Below are 24,250 nucleotides of genomic sequence, written 5' to 3' on the forward strand. Positions count from 1 at the left end.
TCGGAAAGACCTTCAAAAGCACCAACTGATGCCACAGGATGCTCCGGGATGGTTACTCTCCAGCCATGCCCTCGCCGTTGCCACAGGTCAGCGTCGTCGTGCCCTGTCGCCACGAGGGTTCGAACGTCGGACGACTGATCACCGAACTCTCCGTCGCACTGCGTGACGTGGATTGGGAGATCCTCTTCGTCGACGACTCCGACGACGAAACGGTTGCCGTTCTGCAGGAACTCGCGGACGCCGACCCGCGGGTCCGCGTCCTGCACCGCAACCCCTCGGAACGAGAAGGTGGCCTGGGCGGGGCGGTCCTGCTGGGTTTTCGATCCGCACGCTCATCCCGCCTTCTCGTCATGGACGCCGACCTTCAGCACCCGCCGGCCGCGGTACCGCACCTGCTGGCTCCCCTCCTCGCGGGAACCGCGGACGTCGTCGTCGGGACCCGTTACAGCGCTGGCGGTTCCGCCGAGGGACTCGACGGTCGCTACCGCGCCGCGGTCTCCCGTGGTTGCCGGCAGTTCACCCACGTGACGTTTCCCGGTACCCGCACGACGACGGATCCGCTCGGAGGCTTCTTCGCCCTCGACGCGCGCATCCTGCGCAACGTCGAACTCCGACCGGAGGGGTACAAGATCCTACTGGAGATCCTCGTGCGGGCGCCGAGGGCCCGGGTGAGCGACGTCCCCTACACCTTCGCCCCTCGGGCCGACGGTACGTCGAAGTCATCGCTGAGCGAGGGCCGGCGGTTCCTCCGGCACGTCGCCACGCTCCGCCTGGGCCGACGACCCGGTTCCCCGGGTTCGGCGACGTCCCGCGCGTCTCGGGAACCGTCCGCCCGGGTTCCCCTCCCCCGCAGCACCGGCGGGGTTTCTGATGAGGTCGCACGACCGGTCCCGGCCGCGACGACCGCACTGCGGGTCCTCGTCCTCACCTCCGAGGCTCCCCCGGTCATCAGCGGCATCTCCACCACCGTCGCCGAACTGCGTCGCGGGCTGACCGACCTCGGCCACCAGGTCGACGTCGTCAGCCGGGACGACTTCCCCCGCTGGGTCCGCCGGGAGTTCCGGTTCTCCGGGTTCGCGGGGTCCTGGCCGGCGGTGCGCCGACACCTGCGGAGCTTCGACGTCGTCAACGTGCACGGTCCGGTCCCGACCCTCAGCGACGTGTTCCTGCTGCTCGCCGCGACGCTGGGTGGCGACCGCCCCGCCGTGGTCTACACCCACCACTCGGACCTCAACATCCCCGGACTCGCTCTCCCCTGCGCGGTGTACAACCGGCTGACCCGCCGCCTGGCCGGGTTCTCCGACGCGGTCGTCGTCAGTTCGGACGCCTACCGGGAGAAGATCGGGATCGAGGGTGGAGCCCCGGTCCACGTCGTCCCCTGGGGTGTCTCCACCGACGGAAAACTCGTGGCGCGCACGTCAGCGCGGGACGACGCACCCCTCAGGGTCCTGTTCGTGGGCCAGATGCGCCCCTACAAGGGACTCCACGTGTTGCTCGACGCAGTCTCCGGACAGAGCGGACTGCTGCTCAACGTCGTCGGTGACGGCGCCATGCGCCCGGAGATCGAGCGGCGACTGGCGACCGAGGGGTTCACGAACGTCTCGTTGCGGGGACGACTGCCCGATGCGGAACTGTGGGCGGAGTACGCGGCGAACGACGTCATCGTGCTCCCGTCGACCACCACCGCCGAGGCGTACGGTCTGGTGCTCGTCGAGGGGATGGCCGCCGGCTGCGTACCCGTCGCGTCCGACCTCCCGGGAGTCCGGGAGGTCGCCTCCCGCAGCGGCCTCGTGGTCGCCCCCGGGGACGTCGACGGGTTGCGGGCCGCGCTGCTCGGTCTGCACCACGACCGGGTCGACCTCGCACGCCGGTCCCTCCTCGGGGAGTCCATCGGCGCCGGCTCCGCCCGTGAGACGGCCGCGGCCTACGAACGGACACTGCTCACGTCGACCGGCACCACGGCCGCGCGGCACGCCGCACGCTCGCTCCCACCGCGCTGGGACGACCCGGCTCGGATCCTTCCCCGACTCCTGGAGGAGACGGGCCTGAGCACCGCGAGCCTCGTCCTGCTCCCGGCCGGGCGACGCGGCTCCGCGCTCGTGTGGAGCGCACGTCTCGACGCGCACGGCCGTGTGGCCACGACGGGGCCACGCCGCGAAGCCTCGGCGCGGGTGGCCGGGTGGGTGCTCAGCCACCGCCGGGCGATGACCCTGGGCTGGGGACGGACGGCCCCCGTGGCCGTTCGACCCCACCTGCTGGACGCCCGGGGCGGTCAGACGGAGGGTGGCTCGCTGCTGCTGCCGCTGGGTGGGCGGGCGGTGCTGTGCCTGCGCTCCTCGTCCCCGCAGGAACCCTCCGAAGTCGATCTCCGTCGGGCCCTCGAGGACGTCCTCTCTCCACACCGGACGACCCCGCGGGTCGTCGACCTGCGCGACCTGCGCGACGTCCCCGCCGGGCGCGTGCCGCAGCTCCGTGCGGAGTCGATCTCAGGGGTCGTTCTCGAGAGGGACGGCGTGTGAACGGGAGGCCTCTGCGACGCCTGCTGGTCGACGGTCGCGTGCTCGACGACCGCTACCACGGCATCGGGCGCACGACGCAGGCGATCCTCCGTGCGTTGCCGCAGGCGGCCCCGGACCTCGAGGTCGAGGTGCTTGTGCACTCCCGGCAACGCTCGACGCGCTTCCCGCTGGCCGAGGCGATCGAAGCGAACGGAGCCCGACGCCTCCTCTTCGACCACCCGCTGACCTCCCCGCGTCAGTGGGCGGCGTGGCCGCGACTGCTCTCCCGGACCACCGCGGACGCCGTCCTGCTCCCCTACCACCTGGCCGGCCCGATCGGTCCGCGCCGTGGTGGTGGCCGGGCTCGAAGCACGCGAAGCACGCGAACCCCGCGCCCCGACGTCTTCACGATCGTCCACGACTGCATCATCGAAGCCGACCCCGGGTTCGCCCCCGACCGGCGCACGCGGCTGCTCTACCCGCTCGTCACCCGCGCAGTGCTGGCGGGCGGCGTCTCGGTGCTGACTCCCAGCGCGGCCTCCGCGCGGGAGATCGCGCACCGCTACGGCGTGCAGGTGCCGGACGAGCACGTCATCGGGTGGGGGGTGGAGGAGGCCTTCACCCGGCTGGGCGTGGCCCCGTCCCCCGTCAGCGACCTCCCGGCCGGGGTGCCCGCACGCTACCTCCTGCACGTCGGCGCACGCCGGCCGCACAAGGACGTCGAGACCGCCGTCCGTGCGTTGACCGAGCTCGACGACGACGTCCACCTCGTGCTCGTCGGCAGCGGGGATCCGCGCTGGGACGATCCCGTGCCCGCCGTCGCCGCCGGACTCGGTGTGGCGCACCGGGTCCTGCACCTCTCGTCCGTCTCGGAGGAGCAACTCCGGGCGCTCTACTCCCACGCGCACGCCTTCGTCTACCCCTCCCTCGTGGAGGGGTTCGGACTGCCCCTGCTCGAGGCCATGGCGGCCCGGGTGCCCGTCGTGGCCAGCGACGTACCGGTGTTCCGGGAGATCGCGGGCGACGCCGTCGGCTACTTCACCCCACGGTCACCGGGTGAGCTGGCCGCCGCGGTGCGGCGACTCGACGACGCCGCCGCGCGGGCCCGTGCGCTCGACGCGGGGTCGGCACTGGCGGCCGCCGCGACGTGGGAGGCCTCGGTGACGAAGTTGCTGCGCGCGATGGGGGTCAGCGCCCCGGACGACGTCGCGGGCGTCCACGGGTGCGGTCCGGACCTCATCAGCGCGCCTCACCCACCACACGCTCCACCAGTTCCACCCACGACGCGGCCGCAGCGGCGAGGCTGAACCGCTCGACGTCGACGACGTTGTGCCGCGAGACGGTGTCGAGGAGGTCCTGGTCCTCGGCCAGGCGCACCAGGACCTCCGCGTAGCGGGACGCGTCGTGGCCGGGCACCACCCACCCGTTGGCGGGAGTGACGATCCCCGCCGGTACGGCGTCGGAGACGACGACGGGAAGACCCGCCGCCATCGCCTCGACGACCACGAGACCGTAGCTCTCGTAACGGGTCGGGAAGCAGAAGACGTCCGCCGCCGCGTAAACCTGCGGCACCTGCTCGGGCGGCAGCACCCCGAGCCACTCGACCCCGGGCTCGGCCGGTCCGGCGGGCACACCCGCCACCAGCAGCCGTGCCTCGGGGACGTGGGTGCGCAGTCGGCGCACGGCGTCCAGAGCGACGTCCAGACCCTTGCGCAGGTCCGCCTGACCCACCCAGGCGACGGTGAAGGGGCGCGTGGCCGCACCGGACCGGACCGGAGGCCGCCCGCGCAGGTCCATGGCGTTGGGGATGACGTCGACGTCCCCGTGGTGGTCGTAGGCCGCGGCCAGCTCCTCGACCACCACCTGGTGGACGGCGACGTGGCGCCGCAGAGGCAGCGCCAGCCGTTCCTCGGAGGTGCGGAACCACGCCAGGCCCCTGGCGAGGCGGTCGCCTTCGGGTCGCAGCACCAGGTACGGCACCGGTCCTGCTCCGTGCCACACGACCACGGTGCGTTCCAGGGCGCGACGTCCGGCGAACAGGCGCAGACCCCAGACGCACTCCGGGCAGTGCACGAGGATGACGTCGGCACGGCTGCGACGAGCCGTCCAGCCCATGCGCAGGGCGGAGACGACGTCGCTGAGGCCGTCGAAGCCTTCGAGACGGCCAGCTCCGCGGAACACCGCGGCGACCTCGATCGTCCAGCCCGGGCGCAGCCGCGGGATCGCCTCGGTGAGGCCGCGGACGACGCGTTCGACCCCGCCGTGGTCGTGAACGGGACGGCGGGTCAGCATGAGCAGATCCAGGTCGGGCCGGGGCAGCTCTGCCTCCCCGCCCGCGGTCCTCGGCCGCACGTCGACGTCACCGTCGACGTCACTGTGGATGTCGCTGTGGATGTCGCTGTCGATGTCGGTCACGCGGTGGTCCTCCCGGTCCGCAACGGCCAGGACGTCACGAGCGTCGGTGAGATGCGGGCGAGGTCGGAGTCGCGCACGAAGGCCCACCGGCGGGCCGAGAGCACGTGGACCGAGATGGCCACTGCGACCAGCACCACGGCGAAGACGTCCGGCAGCCGGGACGCGAGGAGCAGGAGCAGCACCGCCGGCGCGAGGCTCGCGAGGTAGCGCGCCGCGAGCACGGCGCGGGCCCGCGCCAACGCCCCGCCGAGGCCGCGCAGGTAGGCGGGCGCGAGGCCGAGGACCGCGAGCCAGCAGGAGACCGCGTAGGCGGTGGCGGCCCCCACCGCAGCGTGGCGCGGGACGAGGAACGCCAGCAGCACCACCTCGACGACGACGACCGGCCCGACGACCCGTGCCGCGGACGACTGGTGGGCGCGCGCGTAGAGACCCTTGACCAGGGCGTTGGTCAGCAGGAGGCCCAGCGTGCCGAGCGTGAGCACCCGCAGCACCGTCGCGGAGGCGGCGTAGGAAGCCGGGAACAACAACCTCAGGAAGGGCTCCGGGACGAGGACCAGCACCAGTTGCAGCGGGACCAGCAGGACCGGGATCCAGCGGACGGCCTCGAGGAACCAGCCGTGCACCGCCCGCACGTCGCGGGGATCGGCAGCCATGAACGGGAAGACGGCGTCGACGAGCGCGTCGCTGACGAAGTAGGGGGCACGGGCCAGGGTGGAGCACACCTGGTAGGCGGCGAGGGCGGTGGCCGTCGCGACCGTTCCCCCGCCGAAGAACGACAGCCCGAGGACGTCGACGGTCAGCAGCACGGTGAACCCGGCGGTCGCGACCCAGATCGGCCCGGCCGCCGTCACCGACCGCCAGGGGGCGAGCGGCCCCCGGCCCGGGAGGAGTCCGCGCAGACCGCGCAACCCCACGCAGGTGGCGGTGACGCTGCCGACGAAGAACCCGATCACGACACCGAGCGCGCCGGAGCCGGTGGCGGCGACCAGAACCGTGGCCACCACGACCTTGACCAGGATCTCCAGCGCGTGCATGCCACCGAGGCCACCGAAGCGCTTGGTGCCCTGGAGGGCACCGGCGATGACGGCGTTGAGACCGAGCAGCAGGATCTCGGCCGCGACGACGACGACGATGGCACCCGACCCCGTGGGCAGCACGCGGTGACCGCTCACCTGGGTCAGCACCAGGACCCCGGCCAGGGCCGAGGCGATCACGACGTTGCCCAGGACGGCGGTCCGCAGCAGCGCCGCGGCCTGGGACGGGGTCGTCCCGCTCGCCGAGAGGCGGACGGTCAGCGCCCAGGGCAGCCCCGCGGTGAGCGCTCCTGCGGCGAAGAGCATCACGTTCTGGGCCGCGCTGACGGTGCCGAACTCCTCCGGGACCAGCAGCCACGCCAGCGCGAGGTTGAAGGCGTAGTTGAGGACGGAGCCGGTGATGAAACGGAGGACGAGGATGACGCTGCCCGCCGCCGCACCCCGTTCCGCGGACAGCCCACCGCGACCGGCGGCCCGGTGCCGCCCAGCGGTCACGACCACCTCGTGTCGAGGTCGGTGTCGCGCACGAGGAAGACCTCGTCGACGATCCGTGGTGCCCGGCCGGCGAACAGCCCGGACTGCGAGCCGTACCCCTCGACCAGCGGCCGCTTCTGCTCGGTCGCCACCGGAAGCCGGAGCGCGGTCCAGCCCGTCCCGGGCGGACGCACCGGGGCGTCGAGGACGTAGGGGTAGTCGGCGTACAGGACGACGGGGGTTCCCGTCCGAGCGGCGACGTCGAGCGCGGCGCGGCGCACGATGACGTGGTCCACGTGAGACCCGACCCCGAGCGGGGCGAGCAGGAGGTCCACCTCCTCCCCCGGCGACGTCAGGCGCGAGAGCAGGTTCCGGCGCAGGTGAGCCTCCAGGGGACGATCGGCGCGGGAGCGGCGGCCCCGGGCGGCGTCGAAGCGGTAGGTGGGGTAGACCGCGGACAGTTCGGGCAGCAGGCGGCCCGCGGCCCGAGCCGCCCCCGAACGCCGCTGCCGGTACGGGGCGTCGACGAGGCCGAGGTGTTCCGCCCGGGCGCCCACGGAGGTGACGACGCTGCGGTCCTCCGCCCTCCGGGCGGCGTACCAGGTCTCCGGATCAGGGTCGCCGTCCGCGCGCAACGCGCGCCGGACGGCCAGAGTGCGGGGTCCGGCAGCGGGACGGGTGAACACCGTGACGACGTCGACGACGGGACCTCCGGCCGCGGCGAGGCGTTGCAGCAGCCCACCGGTGGAGAACACGGCGTCGTCCAGGTGCGGTGAGAGCACGAGGCAGGTCGGACGGGACGCCACGAGAGCGTCGATCGCGTGCCGGTCGGGGTCGGTGGCGCGACGCGGTGGAACCACGGCGCTCACCGCTGCTGGCCCGGGCCGGTGGACGCGACGAGCTCGGAGTCACGGGCGAACTCCTCGGCGCGCTCCGCCGGGTCGAAGCGGCGCACGTCGTCCCGGTTCTGGGACGCCATCCGCGCTCGCACCGCCGGGTCAGACGCCAGCCGAACCATGGCCGCGGCGTAGTCCGCCGGGTCCCAGCCCTGCACGACGAGACCGTTGCGGTCGTCGACGACGATGTCACCGGGCAGACCCGTGGAGACCACCACGGGAAGCCCCGCCCCCATGGCCTCCACGACGACGAGGCCGAAGCTCTCGTACCGGCTGGGGAAGAGCATCAGGTCGACTCCTGCGTAGACGGCGGCCATCTCGGCCGGCGGGACGACGCCGAGCCACTCGACGCCCTCGACGGCGGCGGAGTCCGGCGCCCGCAGGCCCGCCACGACGAGGGTCAGCCCCGGTACGCGCTCCCGTGCGTGGGCGAAGGCGGCCAGGGCGATGTCCAGGCCCTTGGCGTAGCCGGTCTGGCCGGCCCAGAGGACCCGCAGGCCGAGGCTCTGCCCGGTCCGACGGGGCAGGTTCTCCAGACGGCGCGCCACGTCGCGGTCGAGGGCGTTGCGGATGACGACGACGGGAGCCCGGAGGCCGTGGTGGTGACGCAGGTCGGCCACGACCTCCGGGTGGACGGCGACATGGCTGTCGACCGTCAGGGCTCCGCGCTCGGCACGGCTGACCCACGCCGCGAGGACGCGCGCGCTCACCGAGCGCCGGCCGCGCAGCGCGAGGAACCGTCGGGGTCCCGCCCCGTGCCAGACCGCGACCACCTTCGGTCCCCGGTGCCGGCCCGCGTGCCTCCAGCGGTCGACGACCCGCAGCAACGCGTTGACCCACAGGCACTCCGGGCAGTGCACGTAGGCCACGTCCGCGTCGGAGCGCCGGAGCGTCCCGGCGATCCGGAGCGCGGCCACGACGTCGGAGACGATGGGCAGCGTGGACACGCGCTCGTTCGGCCGGAACGCCGAGCTCGTCCGCACGGACCAGGTGGGCCGGGCGGCGCCCATCTCGCGGACGAGGCCCGCGACGACCCGTTCGACGCCGCCGTGCATGCTGACCGGACGGCGGACGACGTGCAGCACCCGCAGTCCCGCGTCCCCGGTGGCCTCGGCAGCACCGACGCGGGCGTCGTTCGCGGGGCGACCGCCGAAGAGGCGTCGCCGTCCGTGTCGGTCCGTGGCGTGGACCTGCGGGTGCCGGCTGCTCGTGCGCATCGTCACGACTCCTCCGCCGCGCGCACGGCGGCCTTCAGGTCCGGCAGGACGCCGGAACCGTCGTCGAGTTCCTGGGTGCCCGAACCGTAGACGAGGACCACGGCACCCGGCGTCCGCGTGCGTGCGGCGTCCCGGGCGCTCAGGACCTCCTCGGCGACGCCGGCCGGCAGGCCACCGTCAGGCGTCAGCGAGATGCGGGTCCAGCTCATGCCCAGGCTCCGGGCCGCGGCCGCCAGCTCCGCGGTCGCTGCCTGCGGGGTACCCACCGGAGTCAGCGCCACCAGAGCGCGGACGTCGTAGCTGGTGAGCAGGTTGACGAGGTCGTCCTCCCGGGGACGTCCGCTGCTCTCCACACCGGGCACGACGACGGTGGCCGCCGGGAGCGGAGGGACGTCGGAGACGGGGGTCGCGAGCACACCGCTGACGCGGACCAGCCCGGCGGCGGCGAGGACCGCGGTGCCCGTGGCCGCCAGCGCCAGGACGTGCCGGGTGCGCAACCGCGTGGTCGGCGACAGGGCCGCGGGCCGCGGGGTCGACCCGGCCACGTCGTCCGCCGACCGACGGGCCCCCGGGACGTGCTCGACGGGGACCGGGCCGCCGGCGGCGCGCGGTCGGCGCACCGACAGCGCCAGGACGACCAGCAACAGGGCGAGGACCACGCCGAGGGCGGGGACGAACCACTCCACGGAGGCGCGCCGGGGCTCGGGCGACGCGTCCGGCAGGGCGGGCGCCGGCTCGGGCCCGAGGGCCGCGGCGGGGACCACCAGGCCGCTGCCGACGGCGGTGGTGAAGGCGGACAGGTCGACGAGGCGCACGGTGCCGTCGTCGGCGCGCTCCGCGACGCCCGCCGCGAAAGCCTGCCGTTCGGTCCCGTCGGCAGCGGTCGACACCGCTCCCACGGCCGGTCCGAGGACCGCTGCGAGGTCGACGGGGAGCCCGTCGAGGACGGTCCACCCGGTCCCGGAGGTTCCCACCGGCGGCAGGCCGGCGCGCTCCCACCCGGCGCCGGAGGCACGGGCGAGCGTGGGGACCAGTCGCTCGGCGGCGACGGGCGAACCGTCGGCCGGCGCGGTGAGCACGAGCCCGGTGAACACCTGGTGGGTCCCGGTGGCGTCCGTCCAGGCGCGGGTGACCGGCTCACCCGGACCCGCGCGGCCGCCGGCCGCCTCCCAGGCCGCCGCGAGCGGCGCGGGTCCGGCGGGCACGTCGAACCCGGCGCAGCGTGACCCCTGCGTCACCACGAAGTCCCCGGCGTCGTCGGTCTCCACGCCGGCGGTGGGATCGGTCTCCGAGAGGGGCACTCTCCACAACTGCAGCCGCCCGTAGGTGGTGCTGGCGTGCTCCGTGAGCAGGGTTCCGCGGGCGGTGACCCAGGCGGACAGTTCGGGCCCGGCGTTGCCCGCGCGCAGGCGGGTGTCCTTGTCCGAGAGCAGGAAGAGCTCCACCCCGTGGCTGGCCGCGGCGCCCCCGGTGGCGTACTCGGTGACGGGGCGGTCCGTGCGACCGGTCATCGCGAACTTCTCCGCGTCGCCGGTGGAGTTGACGGCCGCGCAGGCGGGTTCGTTGGCGTCCAGCCACGCCACGACGCTGCGCACCGCCCGGTCGTCCCCGGTGGTCGTCCGGGCCCAGCTGACCCCGGACGTCCCCAGCAGGACGAGCAAGGCCACTGCCGCCACCGCGATCGACCGTCCCCGTCCCCTCGTCAGCGAATCTGCCACGAGCACCGTCGCCACCACCGAGGCGGGGACGACGTAGACGAAGAACTGCTCGTTGAGGGTTCCGAGCAGGACGGTGTACGCGCCGAACGCGTCGCTGGTGAGGACCCAGGCCAGGACCCAGGCGTGCGTCGGCCCACCGCGGTGGGCCGCGAGCCAGGCCATGGCCAGACCCCCGGTGAACAGCACGACGTAGGTGGGGGCGTACTGCCCCAGCTGACCGAGGAACCCGTCGGCGAGAGAGGCGCCGGGGCGGTTCCACCCGGTGATCTGCACCAGACCCAGGAAGCGGCGCAGGGTCGCCGTCTTGACGTCGAAGAACTCACCACCCAGTCCCAGGTGGGCCGCCCACGCGGGGAAGACGCCCCAGACCGCCAGGCCCACCCCGAGCCCGCCTAGGGAACGCAGGACCAGGACCCGGTGACGCAGCAGGACCGCGGCGAGCAGGGGTGTCACGGCGACGAAGACCGTCGTCTCCTTGCAGAGCAGGCACAGGCCGGTGGCGATCCCGACGAGCACGACGTGCGTCGGGGCCCGCCAGGCGGGGGCCCGGACGGCGACGTGCAGCAGGCCCACCGACGCCGCCAACGCGAAGGGTTCGATGAGGGCCAGGCGCCCGTAGCGGACGAGGATCGGGTCGACGGCCAGCACGATCGCCACGACGACGGCCAGTGCCACGGCCCGGTTGCGGCCCGCTGGGGCGCTGAACCGGTGGACGAGCAGGGCGACACCGACGACGGCCAGCACCGCGAACAACCCCGCGACGTGGCGGCCGAGGACGATCTGGTCGTCGAGGACCCAGCCGACGGAACCCGTGACGCGCAGGACGAGCGCCTGCACCAGGAACGACAACGGGGGGTGGACGAAGAACGGTTCACCCGTCCAGGTCAGCCGCCAGTCCGTCGCCACGCTGCGGGCGGCTGCGGTGTAGACGACCTCGTCGTACTGGAGGTCGGGACTGCGCCCGAGGCGCCAGAGGAGGGCGCTCGAGGCGGCGAGGGCTGAGACGGCCGCGACCAGCAGAGGATCACGGCGACGGAACCGACCGTGCACCTGACCCGCCTCGGGGTCCGGTGGGATCCCCGTGACCGGGTCGGTAGTCTGGCGCACGAGAACACCCCCGACAGCGGAAAGTGGTCGGCGACGTGCGTGTCCGGTGTACCCGTGACCGGGTCAACCGGACACGACGGCGTGACGACCGGGTTGCGAACTGCTTCTGGGCGGAGCCTAGCGGGCGGTTCGGACGCGGGGAGGTGTTTCACCAGGACCAGAGGTCGAAACCTGAGTTCGTTTCGCTGTGTGATCAAAACCCAACTGGCAGTGAGGTTTTCGCGATGGACGGCGAACGCCGTCAGCGGACCGATCGCCAGGTGGAGATCAACCGTTCCCAGGCACCGGACGTGGTGGCGGAACCGAGGACGTCACCGGCGCGGACGACCCAGTAGGTGTCCAGGCCGTTCTCGACCGCGGTGAGGACGCCGCGGCAGATCGCTTCGACGCCGCACCCGCCGCCGTTCTCCGCCATCATCCGCCGGCCGTACCTGCGCGCAAGGCCGGCCAGGTAACTCACCGGACGCGGATCATCACCCCACGTGCCGTAGACGACAGCGCGCGAGTCCTTCAACCCCGCGATCTGGCGGGCGAAGTCGTAACCCCGCTGGATCTCGCCGTTCACCTCAGGACTGGTGCCTCCTGCGAGGTTCCCGGCCGCGGCCGCCGCGGCGTCACCGGGGCGCATCCCGTACGAGGGGTACAGGACGGCGACGTCGCCGGCGTAACCCGCCCTGCGGAGGGAGGAGATCTGCCAGTTCTGCGACGTCACCAGGGAGTTCAGGTACCAGGTGAGGAACCGGGACGCCTCCCGGTTCGGGGAGGGTTGTCCCGGTCGCCAGTTCCTCACCGGGTTGTGCGTCATCGCGGCGGAGTCGAAGGCCCACCAGTCGTAGCGCGCGCTGCCGTCGGCGGCGATCTCGTAGGGGTAGCTGAGTTCACCCATGATCCCACCGCCGACCCGCACGAGGTCGAAGTCCTTGCCGATCGCCGCGAACAACCCGTTCAGGTACGACTGGACGAACGGACGGTGCTTGATGCCGAAGACGAGGTTCGGGATCGGCAGGTCCGTGTACTCACGGCCGGCGGAGTTCTTGTAGCGCGCGCCGGGTTTCGCGAGGAACCACGCCGGGGCGTCCATGAGACCGGTGTTCAGGGACACCGTGAGGCCGGCGGCGCGCATGGCGACGGCCTCGTCGCGGATCCCCGCGAGGTAGTCCTGGTCGAAGCGGCCCTCAGCGGGCTGCGCGAGGTCCCAGCGAACTTCGAGCAACGTGCGCTCGACACCCGCGGACGCCACCGCCCGCAACTGGCCCGGCGCGAAACCACCCATGAGCCCGAGCCGGAGGCGAGGGGTGGCCGCCTGCGCGGCGCCGGGTGCGGCGAAGGAGGAGAACACGGCGGTGGAGGCGAAGGCGAGGAGCAGACGACGGGACAAGGGGGGCATGCCCTAGTACTTCGGGGGTGATCTCGGCCCCCTTGAGCCGTCCGGGGGAACTCACTCGTTCATCCCGGCGTGTCGTGAAACACCACGGACAGTCACGCCGATGTACTACCCCACGGTTCCGGCGACGGGACGCCCGCCCTGAGAACCGCGCCAAGGACCGCGGCGCGTCCGCGTGCGGGCTCCGCCGGTACGACTCAGGGGGTCTCAGTCAGGGTGACCGGGTCCAGTCGAGCAGGGACTGGACCAACGTGGTCAGCGCCACGACGGCGGCGACGACGAAGGGCTGCACGAGCAGCGCGACCCACGCCTGCAGGGTGACGTGCGCGGCGTTCTCGGTGTTCGTGGGGGGCAGCGAGGTGGCGAGGCCGGCGGCCAGCAGGGCACCGGCGACGGCCCCGGCCAGCGCCGTCGCGAAGAGGACGAGGGGCCTCTCCCCGGCGCGGCGGACGACGACGATCCCGGCGGCCAGGCCGACGAGGCCGGTGAGGACGGAGAACACCCCGTCCCGGGCGATCGGGTACACCGACGTCGAGGTGACGACGGGCTCCCCCACCATCCACGTCGCCGGGTGGCGGGTGGCGGCCCACCACACCACGCCGACGACGAGCCCCAGCACCGCCTGCCCGAAGAGCAGCACCAGCGGGAGGCGGCTCGACCGCTGCGCGGCGCCGGGGAGGGTCGTGCTCACACCAGGCACGCCGGGCCGAGGAGTTGCTTGAGGTCACCGAACAGCGCCGGGCTGGGTGTCACCCGCAACGAGTCGTCGAGACGCATGAGCGTGCCGGCCCCACCGCCGTTGCGGGTGAGGCGCAACCGGACCTCCGTGGACCCCTTGTGGGTCTCGAGGACCGTCTTGAGCTGCTCCACGACGGGCGCGGTGCACTTCGCGGTGGGCAGGGTGACCGTCACCGGCACCCCGTCCGTGCTGGAGATGTCGGGCACGGTGAGGCCGGAGGCGTAGATCGTGGGGACCTCGTCCCGACGGTTCAACCGGCCCTTCACGACGACGACGAGGTCCTCGGCGAGCAACTGCGCGACGTCCATGTAGGACTGGGGGAAGAACAGGCACTCGATGGCCCCGGCGAGGTCCTCGACGGTGACGATGGCCCAGTAGTTGCCCTGCTTCGTCGTCTTGCGCTGCAGGCCGGTGATCATCCCCGCGATGGTGATCTGCGACCCGTCGGGACGGGACTCGTCCTCCAGCAGGGACGAGATGGACATGTCGGAGGCGTTGGCCAGCAACCGCTCCAGCCCGAAGAGGGGGTGGTCGGAGACGTAGAGGCCGAGCATCTGCCGTTCGTGGGCGAGGAGTTCGGCCTTCTCCCACTCGGGGATGTCGGGGATCTCGACCTGGAACCCGCTGGCCCCGTCGTCGTCCCCACCGAGCCCGGCGAAGAGGTCGAACTGGCCGATGGCCTCGTTGCGCTTGACTCCGACGACGGCGTCCACCGCGTCCTCGTGCGTGGCGACCAGCGCGCGACGGACGTGGCCGAGGGAGTCGAAGGACCCGGCCTTGATGAGGGACTCGATGGTCCGCTTGTTGCAGACGACCGCGGGAACCTTGGTGAGGAAGTCGGTGAACGACTCGAAGCGGCCCTTCGCCTGGCGGGCCTCGACGATCCCGTCGACGACGTTGGCGCCGACGTTGCGGATCGCGGTGAGCCCGAAGCGGATGTCGGTACCGACCGCGGTGAAGTTCGCGCTCGACTCGTTGACGTCCGGCGGGAGCACCTGGATGCCCATGCGACGGCACTCGTTGAGGTACAGCGCCGACTTGTCCTTGTCGTCGCGCACCGAGGTGAGGACGGCGGCCATGTACTCCGCCGGGTAGTTGGCCTTGAGGTAGCCCGTCCAGTAGGAGACCAGGCCGTAGGCCGCCGAGTGCGCCTTGTTGAAGGCGTAGTCGGAGAACGGGACCAGGATGTCCCAGAGCGCCTTGACGCACTCCGTGGAGAACCCGTTGTCCAGCATCCCCTTCTCGAAGCCGACGTACTCGGCGTCGAGGACCTCGCGCTTCTTCTTGCCCATCGCGCGGCGCAGCAGGTCGGCGCTGCCGAGGGAGTACCCGGCGACCTTCTGCGCGATCGACATGACCTGCTCCTGGTACACGATCAGGCCGTAGGTCGTGCCGAGGATCTCCTTGAGGGGTTCCTCGAGCTCGGGGTGGATCGGGGTGATCGGCTCCTGGCCGTTCTTGCGCCGGGCGTAGGCGGTGTGCGAGCCCGCCCCCATCGGTCCCGGGCGGTACAGCGCACCGACGGCGGAGATGTCCTCGAAGTTGTCGGGGCGCATGAGGCGCAGCAGCGAGCGCATCGGGCCGCCGTCGAACTGGAACACCCCGAGCGTGTCGCCGCGGCCGAGCAGTTCGAACGTCGCCGGGTCGTCGAGCTCGAGGGCGTCGAGGTCGACGGGGTCCTTGCCGTTGGCGATGACGTTCTTCAACGCGTCGTCGAGGATCGTGAGGTTGCGCAGGCCGAGGAAGTCCATCTTGACCAGCCCGAGCGTCTCGCACGTCGGGTAGTCGAACTGGGTGATGATCGCGCCGTCGGCTTCGCGCTTCATGATCGGGATCAGGTCGATCAGGGGGTCCGAGGACATGATGACGCCGGCCGCGTGCACGCCCCACTGGCGCTTCAGACCCTCGAGACCACGCGCGGTGTCGACGACCTTCACGACCTCGGGGTCGGACTTGTAGAGCTCGCGGAACTCCCCCGCCTCGGAGTACCGCTTGTGGTTCGGGTCGAAGATCCCGGCCAGCGGGATGTCCTTGCCCATCACGGCCGGCGGCATCGTCTTGGTGATCCGGTCGCCCATGGAGAAGGGGAACCCGAGGACGCGCGAGGAGTCCTTGACGGCCTGCTTGGCCTTGATCGTGCCGTAGGTGACGATCTGCGCGACGCGGTCGGTGCCGTACTTCTCGACGACGTACTGGATGACCTCACCGCGGCGACGTTCGTCGAAGTCGACGTCGAAGTCGGGCATGGACATGCGCTCGGGGTTGAGGAAGCGCTCGAAGAACAGACCGTGGCGCAACGGGTCCAGGTCGGTGATCCCCATGGCGTACGCGGCCATCGACCCCGCGCCCGAGCCACGGCCCGGCCCGACCCGGATGCCGTTCTCCTTGGACCAGTTGATGAAGTCGGCGACGACGAGGAAGTACCCGGGGTACCCCTTGGAGACGATGACCTCGATCTCGTACTCCGCCTGCGCGCGGACGTCGTCGGGGATGCCGCCCGGGTAGCGGTGCGCCAGCCCGGTCCAGACCTCCTTGATGAACCAGCTCTCCTCGTTCTCCCCCTCGGGGCAGGGGAAGCGCGGCATGTAGGCACCGGTCGACTCGGTGAAGGAGACGTCGCAGCGCTCGGCGATGAGGAGGGTGTTGTCGCAGGCCTCGGGGTGGTCGCGCCACACGTGGCGCATCTCGGCGGGGCTCTTGAGGTAGAACTCGTCGGCGTCGAACTTGAAGCGCTTCGGGTCGGCCAGCGTCGAGCCGGACTGCACGCAGAGCAGCGCCTCGTGCGCCTTGAAGTCCTCAGCCTTGGTGTAGTGCAGGTCGTTGGTGGCCAGCAGCGGCAGGTCGAGGTCCTTCGCGAGCTTCAGCAGGTCGTCCTGGACGCGGCGCTCGATGTCGAGGCCGTGGTCCATCAGCTCGCAGAAGAAGTTGTCCTTGCCGAAGATGTCGCGGTACTCCGCGGCGGCCTTGCGGGCCTCGTCGTACTGACCGAGCCGCAACCGGGTCTGGACCTCACCCGAGGGGCAGCCCGTCGTCGCGATGAGCCCGGAGGAGTACTTCGAGAGCAGCTCGCGGTCCATGCGGGGCTTGTAGAGGAAGCCCTCGAGGCTGGCCAGGCTGCTCATCTTGAAGAGGTTGTGCATGCCGGCGGTGTTCTCGGCCAGCATCGTCATGTGGGTGTAGGACCCGGCACCGGAGACGTCGTCGCCGGAGCGGCCGTTGGGGTCGCCCCACTTCACGCGGGTCTTGTCCTGGCGGGCGGTGCCCGGCGTGAGGTAGGCCTCGACCCCGATGATCGCCTTGACCCCGTGCTTCTTGGCGGTCTTCCAGAAGTCGTAGGCGCCGAAGACGAAGCCGTGGTCGGTCGTCGCGACCGCCGGCATCCCCATCTCCGCGGCGGTGCGGAACAGGTCGTCCACCTTGGCCGCACCGTCCAGCATTGAGTACTCGGTGTGGACGTGCAGGTGGGCGAAGGAGTCGCCGCTGGACGAACCGGATGCCATGGGGGTGCGCCTCCAGGTGGGTCGGCCGGCCGGGTGGGCGCCTGGCCGTGCCTGTCGATGGTAAGTGCCGGCCCGGACACGGACCCGACCCGACACACGTCCGCGCCTCAGTCGGCGAGGCGCTCCAGGGCGGTGGCCAGGTCGAGCGGGTAGCTGCTCGTGAACTCGACGGGCCGGCCCGTCCCCGGGTGCTCGAAACCGAGCCGGACGGCGTGCAGCCACTGGCGCTGCAGGCCGAGACGGGCCGCGAGCGTCGGGTCGGCGCCGTAGCTCATGTCCCCGACGCAGGGGTGGCGCAGCGCGGAGAAGTGAACACGGATCTGGTGGGTGCGCCCCGTCTCCAGGTGCACCTCGCAGAGCGCGGCGGAACGGAAGGCCTCCATCACCTCGTAGTGGGTGACGGACGGTTTGCCCTCGGCCATGACCGCGAACTTGTAGGTCCCCCCGGGGTGGCGACCGATGGGGGCGTCGATGGTGCCCCGCAACGGGTCGGGGTGGCCCTGGACGAGCGCGTGGTAGACCTTCTCGACCGTCCGCTCCTTGAAGGCGCGCTTCAGGGCGGAGTAGGCGTGCTCGCTCTTGGCGACCACCATCAGACCCGACGTGCCGACGTCGAGGCGGTGCACGACCCCTTGGCGTTCCGCCGATCCCGACGTGGCGATGGTGTACCCCGCGCCCATCAGCCCGCCGACGACGGTCGGGCCGGTCCAGCCGGGGCTGGGGTGGGCCGCCACCCCGACGGGCTTGTCGACGACGACGAGGTCGTCGTCGTCGTGCACGATGGTCAGCCCGTCGATCACCTCGGCCACGGCGGTCGGTGCGCCGACCGGGTCGGGCACCTCGACCTCGAGCCAGGACCCGGCGGTGAGGCGGTCGGACTTGCCGACGGCGCGGCCGTCGAGCAGGACCCCACCGGTGGCCGCGATCTCGGCGGCGCGGGTGCGGGAGAACCCGAGGAGTCGGGACAGGCCCGCGTCGACGCGCTCCCCCTCAAGACCGTCGGGGACCGGGAGACTGCGCTGTTCAGGCATCGTTCGCCGCTTTCTCGGGGCGCGTCTCGCGGGTGCCGTCGAGGCCCACCCCGCGGATCGCGAGGATGGCGATGAGGACGGCCGCGACGCAGATGCTCGAGTCCGCGACGTTGAAGATCGGCCAGTGCGGCAGCTGCAGGAAGTCCACGACGTGCCCGCGGGCGAACCCGGGTTCGCGCAGCAGCCGGTCGACGAGGTTGCCGGTGGCGCCGGCGAGCAGGAAGCCGAAGGCCAGGGCCCAGGCGGTGCTGCGCAGCTTGCGGGACAACCGCACGACCACGACGACGACCGCCGCGGCGAGGACGGTGAAGATCCAGGTGCTGCCGGTGGCGAAGCTGAACGCCGCTCCGGGGTTGCGGATCAGGTGGAACTGCAACACCTTGCCGACGAAGGGCTGCACCACACCGGGTTCGAGGTTCGCGACGGCGAGGACCTTGGTGACCTGGTCGAGGGCGAAGACGACCACCCAGACGAGGAAGGTCCACAGCGTGCGGCGGGGGCGCCGGGCGTCGGTCCCCGGGGGGGACGGCTCCGGGGATCGAGAGGCATCGGTCATGGCGACCTCAGTCTCCCACGCCCCGCTCCCCCTCCCGGTCCGCGATCCCGCCGGTCGCCCGGCCGGCTCACGGACCGGGGAGGCTCAGCGGCGTTCGGCGCGGGACTTGCAGGTCATGCACTGGGTGACGCGCGGGAAGGCCTGCAGGCGCGCCTTGCCCACGGGGCCGCTGCAGGACTCGCACACGCCGAAGACCCCCGAACCCATGCGGACCAGTGCGCGCTGGGTCTGCTCGAGCAGGTCACGGGCGTTGTTGGCGATCGTCATCTCGTGCTCGCGACCGGCCGTGGTGGCACCGTGGTCGACCTGGTCGTCGCCGGCCCCCTCGCCGCCGGAACGGACCAGCGCGGAGAAGGACGAGTTGGCGTCGTCGAGCTGGTGGGTGAGGCGGTCGATCTCGCTCTGGAGTTCCGCGCGGACCTCGTCGAGCTCGGCCGGGGTCCAGGCCTCCTCGGAGTCCTTGACCGGCAACTCACGCACCGCAGCGGCGCGGACGGCCCGTCCGGTGATCCCCGTGGACGCTCCCGCGGTCGCGGTTCCTGCAGACACCCCGTGCATGGTGGTCCCCCCTCGTCGAGCGCGGCGGCCGTTGCCGCGTGCGGGAGACACTAGGGACTATCACCCTCCGTAAGCAACCGGAAACGGAAAGTCGCCGAAATTCGACTGTTCGGCCGGTCCGGACGGTGATCACGGAGTGTCACGACATCGGAACGACGCGGGAACGACGACAGCCGCCGACCCCCGGGTCACGGGGAGCGGCGGCTGTCGGGCCGGTGCGACTGGGTCAGCGGATGACCGCGTCGTCGGGAACGACGCGCGCGACACGACGCAGGTCCTCGAGCTGGGTCGCGATGAACTGCTCGAGCTGCTCGCGGTAGGTCGTCTCCCGGCCGTGCAGCTCGTGGATGACGCCTTCGAGGGCGTGCTTGCGGCCCTCGAGCTCACCCAGCGTGCGGTCGCGGCGGGCTTCCGCCTCGGACACGACCTGCTGGGCCTGCTCCTGGGCGGAGGCGACGAGCGCGTCGCGCTGCGACTCGCCCTCACGGACGTACTCGTCGTGCAGACGCTGCGCGAGGGCGATGACCCCGGCGGCACGCGCAGTGGCGTCCTCACCCGGGGCACCAGGCTGGACGGTGGCCGCAGCGGTCTCCTGGACGGCCTGGACGGGCTCGGGCTCCGGGAGCGGTTCCGGCTCCGGGGCCGCGACGGGCTCCGGCTCCTTCTCGAACACGACCTCGGACGCCGGCGCGGGGACCTCCGCGGCCTGGGCACCCGCCCGCGTCAGCTCGGAGACCCGGGCCTGGCACTGGTTGAGCTGACCGCGCAGCTCGGCGTTCTCGCCGTTGAGCCGGCGCAGCTCGGCGACGACCTCGTCGAGGAAGTCGTCGACCTCGTCCTGGGCGTAGCCCTCGCGTACCCGCGTGGGGTTGAAACGCTTCTCGACGACTTCTTCGGGAGTGAGCGGCATCTCCACACCTCTGCTGATGGACCGCCCCGGACGGACGGCTGACCTCGGTTAACGGTAGCCCACGTGATCGTCGGGGCCCCGCCGGTGGTGCGGCCGGGCCCACGTGCGGCCCCGCCGGTCACCCGCGCGGGAGGTCAGGACAACGCGGCGGTCCTCGCCAGGCCCTCGAAGGTGGGCATCAGGATCGAGCACAGGATGGCCAGCACCAGGAAGGCCAGGTCCAGCTGCACGGCGCCGAGACGCAGCGGCGGCAGGATCCGCCGCAGCAGCTTCAGCGGCGGGTCGGTCACCGTGTACACGGCCTCCGCCCCCACCAGCACCGGCCCCCGCGGACGCCACTCGCGCGAGAGCGCCTGGACCCAGTCGAGGACCAACCTGCCGATGAGGCAGATGAAGAAGATCAAGACGATGAACTCGGCGAGCTTGAAGACCACGGCCACGGATTCATCCTGCCTGATGGCGCTGTGTGGTCACGACCAGTTCAGGACTGGTTGAAGAAGGTTCGCTCGGTCGGGCGTTCCTCCTCCTGGGAGGCGACCTCGACGTTGGCCGGCGAGAGCAGGAAGACCTTGTTGGTCACACGCTCTATCGCGCCGTGCAGGCCGAAGACCAGACCGGCCGAGAAGTCGACCAGCCGCTTGGCGTCGGAGTCGTCCATGTCGGTGAGGTTCATGATCACGGGGACGCCCTCGCGGAACGACTCGCCGATGGTCTTGGCCTCGTTGTAGGTCCGCGGGTGGATCGTGGTGATCCGGTGCAGCTCGGCGACGGACGAGGACGACGTCTGGGGAACCACGTGGGCCACCTGCTTCCTGATCGGGGTCACCTGGGCCGTGGTCGTCGAAGGGCTGGGCCGACGTTCGACGGACAGGTCCGGTCGCGGCTCGTGCCGGACCTCGGGTCGGGCTTCCTGCCGCGACTCGTGCCGGGACTCGGTGCGCACCTCACGGGCGGGCTCGGTCCGGGGACGTGACTGTTCCACCTCGCCGTCCTCGGCGTAGCGGTCGTCCTCCGCGAGGCCGAGGTAGACCATCGCATTGCGCAGCGCGCCGGCCATCGCAGGCTCCTCGGGATGTGCTCGATCTCGTCCTGTGTCGTGCGTCCGGCCAAGGGACCGGACACGAGGGACGCTACCGCGCAGGAGGGCGCGATCCCAGGATGGCACTGCCGACACGCAGGTGTGTCGCGCCGGCGGCCACGGCCTGCTCGAGGTCACCGCTCATCCCCGCCGAGAGCTCGACCGCCCCGGGGTGGTGCCCGCGCAGGCGCTGCGCGGTCCGGGCCAGCACCTCGAAGGCGGCACCCGGGTCCACCCCCAGCGGCGCCACGGCCATCAACCCGCGCAGGCGGAGGGCGTCGTGCCCGGCCACCGCGTCGGCGACGCGGAACACGTCCTCACCCGCGGCGCCCCCGCGACCGGTGTCCCCGGTGAGCCCGAGAGCGGTGGCGAGGTCCACCTGCGCGAAGCAACCGAGCTCACGGTCCTCCTGCGCCGCAGCGTGTCCGAGCGCGTCAGCGAGCTTGGTCCGGTCCACCGAGTGCACGGAGTCGGCGTAGCGGGCGACCGAACGCGCCTTGTTGCTCTGCAGCTGGCCGACGAAGTGCCAGTGCAGGTCGGGGAACTCCGGCGCCAGTTCAGCGGCCTTCGTCGACGCCTCCTGGTCGCGGTTCTCCCCCACGTCGCGCACCCCGAGGTGGGCCAGCGCGCGGACGTCGGCGGCCGGGAAGAACTTCGTGATGACGACGAGGGTGAGTCCGGCGGGACCGCGTCCGGCGGCGCGCGCCGCGGCCGCGATCCGGTCCCGGACCGCGTCGAGGTTCGAGGAGAGTTCCTGGTCGCGGTTCACCGGAGCACCACGACGCCCCCGCTGCGGCCGGTCCGGCCGTCGCGCCGGTAGGAGAACAGGTCGTCGTGCTCGTAGGTGCAGCGCCCGACCGACGTCGCCACGACCCCGAGGTCGTGCAGTTGCGCGAGCACGCCGGCGGCCACGTCGACGGCGGGGGTCCCCCACCGGGTGCGCGCGCGGGCGGCCGGGACCCGCTCCGCGACGTCGTCGGCCATCTGCTGCGGGACCTCGTAGCAGCCGCCGCAGATGGAGGGGCCGAGGACCGCGGTGATGGCGGTGGCTCCGCGTGCGCGCAGAGCGGCGACGACGGCGGGGACGACCCCGGCGAGCAGGCCCGGGCGGCCGGCGTGCGCGACGCCCACGAGTCCCGCCGCGGGGTCGGCCAGCAGGACGGGGACGCAGTCGGCGACGACGACGGTCAGGGCGAGACCGCGGACGGAGGTCACGAGGGCGTCGGCACGGGGGGTCCCCGTCGCCGGGGCGCTCGTCACCTCGACGACGTCGGCCCCGTGGACCTGCTCACCCACGACGAGACGGGTGGCGCCCACGGCGCGGCGCACCGCGTCCCGGTGCGCGGCGACGAAGTCGGGATCGTCACCGACGTGGTCCCCGAGGTTCAGACCGTCGTAGGGCGCACGGCCGGAGCCGCCCGCACGGGTGGTGAACCCACCGTGGACGCCGACCGGGAGGCCGGCGTCCACGAGGGGGACGTGCTGTTCAACCACGGGGACGCCCGGACCTCACTTGAGGAAGTCGGGCACGTCCAGGTCGTCCTCCTCGGGACGCGGACGTCCCGGACGACGCACGGACGCGGTGTCCTGCGGCAGTTCGATGATCCGCGGGACCTGGACCGGGTCCTCGCCGGGCACGACCTGCGGCGCCTGCTGGGCCGCGGGCTGCTGCTGGGGCGCGTGCTGCGCCGGCTGCTGGCCGTACTGCGAGGGGGCGTACTGCGGCTGGGAGTACTGCGAGGGTGCGTACTCCTGCTGGCCGTAGGGACGCGACGGAGCCTGCGCGTAGGCGGGCTGCGCCGGGGCCTGCGGCTGCTGGGCGGGCGGCTGCTGGGCCGGCTGCTGCTGGACGGGCTGCTGCGCCGGGGGCTGCTGCTCGGAGTACTGCGGCTGGGCGGGGGCCACCGGTGCACCCCATGTGTCCGGACGCGTGGTGCGCGGCGGGACGGCGCTGCCCTGCTGCGGACGACCCGAGACCTGGCCGAGCGCACGCTCGTCGCGGCGACGGACGGGAGTGCCGGAGTCGAAGCCCGCGGCGATGACCGTGACGCGCACCTCGTCACCGAGGGCGTCGTCGATGACCGCACCGAAGATGATGTTGGCCTCGGGGTGCGCGGCCTCCTGGACGAGGCGGGCGGCCTCGTTGATCTCGTAGAGACCGAGGTCGGAACCACCCTGGATGGACAGCAGCACGCCGTGCGCGCCGTCGATGCTCGCCTCGAGCAGCGGGGAGGAGATCGCCGACTCCGCCGCCTGGATGGCGCGGTCGTCACCCCGGGCCGAACCGATCCCCATGAGGGCCGAACCGGCACCCTGCATGACCGACTTCACGTCGGCGAAGTCGAGGTTGATGAGACCCGGCGTGGTGATGAGGTCGGTGATGCCCTGGACACCGGAGAGCAGCACCTGGTCGGCCGAGCGGAAGGCGTCGAGGATGCTGACCTGCTTGTCGGAGATCGACAGCAGCCGGTCGTTCGGGATGACGATCAGGGTGTCGACCTCGTCGCGGAGTTCCGCGATGCCGCTCTCGGCCGAGTTCGCGCGGCGGCGACCCTCGAACGTGAACGGGCGGGTGACGACACCGATGGTCAGGGCGCCGAGCGAGCGCGCGATGCGAGCCACGACGGGCGCGCCACCGGTACCGGTGCCACCGCCCTCGCCCGCGGTGACGAAGACCATGTCGGCGCCCTTGAGCACCTCTTCGATCTCCTCCGCGTGGTCCTCGGCGGCCTTGCGGCCGACCTCGGGGTCGGCGCCGGCGCCGAGCCCGCGCGTGAGTTCACGGCCGACGTCGAGCTTGACGTCGGCGTCGGACATGAGGAGCGCCTGCGCATCGGTGTTGACGGCGATGAACTCGACGCCCTTGAGGCCGACCTCGATCATCCGGTTGACCGCGTTCACACCGCCGCCGCCGACGCCGACGACCTTGATGACCGCTAGGTAGTTCTGCGGAGCTGCCACGGTGAGTGCCTCTCGCCTCTTTCGCCTGGGTTCTTGCTTCTCGGGGCTGTGGTGCCAACCCTGACCCTCAAGTAGAGGGTCAACGTTATGTCACTTCTGCTGGGTGGTGACCGTAGGGAGCGAAGCGGGTGAACTGCAACAGCTGGCACGGCGTGTCGCGACAACACCCTGGAC

19 protein-coding genes are annotated in these 24,250 nt (G+C 72.1%); 2 read left to right on the forward strand and 17 right to left on the reverse strand.

What is annotated here, in order from left to right:
* Positions 1-65 precede the first annotated feature (65 nt).
* Both SJY07_RS03025 and SJY07_RS03030 read left to right on the forward strand, forming a co-directional pair.
* Positions 66-2,519, forward strand: a complete 2,454-nt coding sequence (locus SJY07_RS03025) for a glycosyltransferase (RefSeq protein ID WP_380156935.1) — start codon at positions 66-68, stop codon at positions 2,517-2,519.
* On the forward strand, positions 2,516-3,805 hold the full coding sequence (locus SJY07_RS03030; RefSeq protein ID WP_380156937.1) for a glycosyltransferase family 4 protein: 1,290 nt from the start codon (positions 2,516-2,518) through the stop codon (positions 3,803-3,805). Before SJY07_RS03025 ends, SJY07_RS03030 begins: the two co-directional genes overlap by 4 nt.
* Here SJY07_RS03030 and SJY07_RS03035 read toward each other — a convergent pair.
* The 17 genes from SJY07_RS03035 to ftsZ all read right to left on the reverse strand — a co-directional run bounded on the left by SJY07_RS03035 (position 3,738) and on the right by ftsZ (position 24,076).
* Positions 3,738-4,913: a glycosyltransferase family 4 protein gene (locus SJY07_RS03035; RefSeq protein ID WP_380156939.1), complete on the reverse strand. Its 1,176-nt coding sequence runs from the start codon at positions 4,911-4,913 to the stop codon at positions 3,738-3,740. The two genes, SJY07_RS03030 and SJY07_RS03035, sit on opposite strands and share 68 nt — an antisense overlap.
* Positions 4,910-6,442 (reverse strand): oligosaccharide flippase family protein, encoded by a 1,533-nt coding sequence (locus SJY07_RS03040; protein WP_380156941.1) that lies wholly within the window; start codon positions 6,440-6,442, stop codon positions 4,910-4,912. The genes SJY07_RS03035 and SJY07_RS03040 overlap by 4 nt, the downstream gene beginning before the upstream one ends.
* Positions 6,439-7,281 (reverse strand): PIG-L deacetylase family protein, encoded by an 843-nt coding sequence (locus tag SJY07_RS03045; protein ID WP_380156943.1) that lies wholly within the window; start codon positions 7,279-7,281, stop codon positions 6,439-6,441. The genes SJY07_RS03040 and SJY07_RS03045 overlap by 4 nt, the downstream gene beginning before the upstream one ends.
* Positions 7,282-7,286: 5 nt before the next feature.
* Complete coding sequence (locus SJY07_RS03050) at positions 7,287-8,534, reverse strand: glycosyltransferase family 4 protein (protein WP_380156945.1); 1,248 nt, start codon at positions 8,532-8,534, stop codon at positions 7,287-7,289.
* A 2-nt stretch (positions 8,535-8,536) separates the two neighbouring features.
* Positions 8,537-11,359, reverse strand: coding sequence for a hypothetical protein (locus tag SJY07_RS03055; RefSeq protein WP_380156947.1), 2,823 nt, complete (start codon positions 11,357-11,359; stop codon positions 8,537-8,539).
* A 241-nt stretch (positions 11,360-11,600) separates the two neighbouring features.
* Positions 11,601-12,746 (reverse strand): hypothetical protein, encoded by a 1,146-nt coding sequence (locus tag SJY07_RS03060; RefSeq protein WP_380156949.1) that lies wholly within the window; start codon positions 12,744-12,746, stop codon positions 11,601-11,603.
* Between the two features lie 208 nt (positions 12,747-12,954).
* Complete coding sequence (locus tag SJY07_RS03065) at positions 12,955-13,434, reverse strand: hypothetical protein (RefSeq protein ID WP_380156951.1); 480 nt, start codon at positions 13,432-13,434, stop codon at positions 12,955-12,957.
* Complete coding sequence (gene dnaE / locus SJY07_RS03070) at positions 13,431-16,982, reverse strand: DNA polymerase III subunit alpha (protein WP_380156953.1); 3,552 nt, start codon at positions 16,980-16,982, stop codon at positions 13,431-13,433. The genes SJY07_RS03065 and dnaE overlap by 4 nt, the downstream gene beginning before the upstream one ends.
* Before the next feature lie 107 nt (positions 16,983-17,089).
* On the reverse strand, positions 17,090-18,013 hold the full coding sequence (locus SJY07_RS03075; protein ID WP_328295705.1) for an RluA family pseudouridine synthase: 924 nt from the start codon (positions 18,011-18,013) through the stop codon (positions 17,090-17,092).
* Positions 18,006-18,569 carry a signal peptidase II gene (gene lspA / locus SJY07_RS03080; protein ID WP_380156955.1) on the reverse strand — a complete coding sequence of 188 codons (564 nt, stop codon included), beginning with the start codon at positions 18,567-18,569 and terminating at the stop codon, positions 18,006-18,008. Before lspA ends, SJY07_RS03075 begins: the two co-directional genes overlap by 8 nt.
* 84 nt (positions 18,570-18,653) lie before the next feature.
* Complete coding sequence (locus SJY07_RS03085) at positions 18,654-19,127, reverse strand: TraR/DksA C4-type zinc finger protein (RefSeq protein ID WP_328295703.1); 474 nt, start codon at positions 19,125-19,127, stop codon at positions 18,654-18,656.
* Positions 19,128-19,353: 226 nt separating this feature from the next.
* Positions 19,354-20,037 (reverse strand): DivIVA domain-containing protein, encoded by a 684-nt coding sequence (locus tag SJY07_RS03090; RefSeq protein WP_328295702.1) that lies wholly within the window; start codon positions 20,035-20,037, stop codon positions 19,354-19,356.
* Between the two features lie 134 nt (positions 20,038-20,171).
* Positions 20,172-20,477, reverse strand: a complete 306-nt coding sequence (locus SJY07_RS03095; protein WP_328295701.1) for a YggT family protein — start codon at positions 20,475-20,477, stop codon at positions 20,172-20,174.
* Positions 20,478-20,518: 41 nt separating this feature from the next.
* Positions 20,519-21,094 (reverse strand): cell division protein SepF, encoded by a 576-nt coding sequence (locus tag SJY07_RS03100; RefSeq protein ID WP_328295700.1) that lies wholly within the window; start codon positions 21,092-21,094, stop codon positions 20,519-20,521.
* Positions 21,095-21,167: 73 nt separating this feature from the next.
* Positions 21,168-21,884, reverse strand: a complete 717-nt coding sequence (locus SJY07_RS03105; protein ID WP_380156958.1) for a YggS family pyridoxal phosphate-dependent enzyme — start codon at positions 21,882-21,884, stop codon at positions 21,168-21,170.
* The gene (gene pgeF / locus SJY07_RS03110) at positions 21,881-22,609 is read right to left on the reverse strand and encodes a peptidoglycan editing factor PgeF (RefSeq protein ID WP_380156960.1); all 729 of its coding nucleotides are present in this window, start codon (positions 22,607-22,609) and stop codon (positions 21,881-21,883) included. Before pgeF ends, SJY07_RS03105 begins: the two co-directional genes overlap by 4 nt.
* A 15-nt stretch (positions 22,610-22,624) precedes the next feature.
* Positions 22,625-24,076 (reverse strand): cell division protein FtsZ, encoded by a 1,452-nt coding sequence (ftsZ, locus tag SJY07_RS03115; RefSeq protein WP_328295697.1) that lies wholly within the window; start codon positions 24,074-24,076, stop codon positions 22,625-22,627.
* Between the last annotated feature and the right edge of the window lie 174 nt (positions 24,077-24,250).

Source organism: Kineococcus sp. R86509, from assembly GCF_042466365.1.
Lineage (GTDB): Bacteria > Actinomycetota > Actinomycetes > Actinomycetales > Kineococcaceae > Kineococcus.

What these genes read in the sequence shown, in the direction of transcription:
- SJY07_RS03025 (WP_380156935.1), top strand. Translation starts at nt 66, where the DNA reads ATGCCCTCGCCGTTGCCACAGGTCAGCGTCGTCGTGCCCTGTCGCCAC.
- SJY07_RS03050 (WP_380156945.1), bottom strand. Translation starts at nt 8,534, where the DNA reads ATGCGCACGAGCAGCCGGCACCCGCAGGTCCACGCCACGGACCGACAC.
- SJY07_RS03060 (WP_380156949.1), bottom strand. Translation starts at nt 12,746, where the DNA reads ATGCCCCCCTTGTCCCGTCGTCTGCTCCTCGCCTTCGCCTCCACCGCC.
- dnaE (WP_380156953.1), bottom strand. Translation starts at nt 16,982, where the DNA reads ATGGCATCCGGTTCGTCCAGCGGCGACTCCTTCGCCCACCTGCACGTC.
- SJY07_RS03075 (WP_328295705.1), bottom strand. Translation starts at nt 18,013, where the DNA reads ATGCCTGAACAGCGCAGTCTCCCGGTCCCCGACGGTCTTGAGGGGGAG.
- lspA (WP_380156955.1), bottom strand. Translation starts at nt 18,569, where the DNA reads ATGACCGATGCCTCTCGATCCCCGGAGCCGTCCCCCCCGGGGACCGAC.
- SJY07_RS03085 (WP_328295703.1), bottom strand. Translation starts at nt 19,127, where the DNA reads ATGCACGGGGTGTCTGCAGGAACCGCGACCGCGGGAGCGTCCACGGGG.
- SJY07_RS03090 (WP_328295702.1), bottom strand. Translation starts at nt 20,037, where the DNA reads ATGCCGCTCACTCCCGAAGAAGTCGTCGAGAAGCGTTTCAACCCCACG.
- SJY07_RS03100 (WP_328295700.1), bottom strand. Translation starts at nt 21,094, where the DNA reads ATGGCCGGCGCGCTGCGCAATGCGATGGTCTACCTCGGCCTCGCGGAG.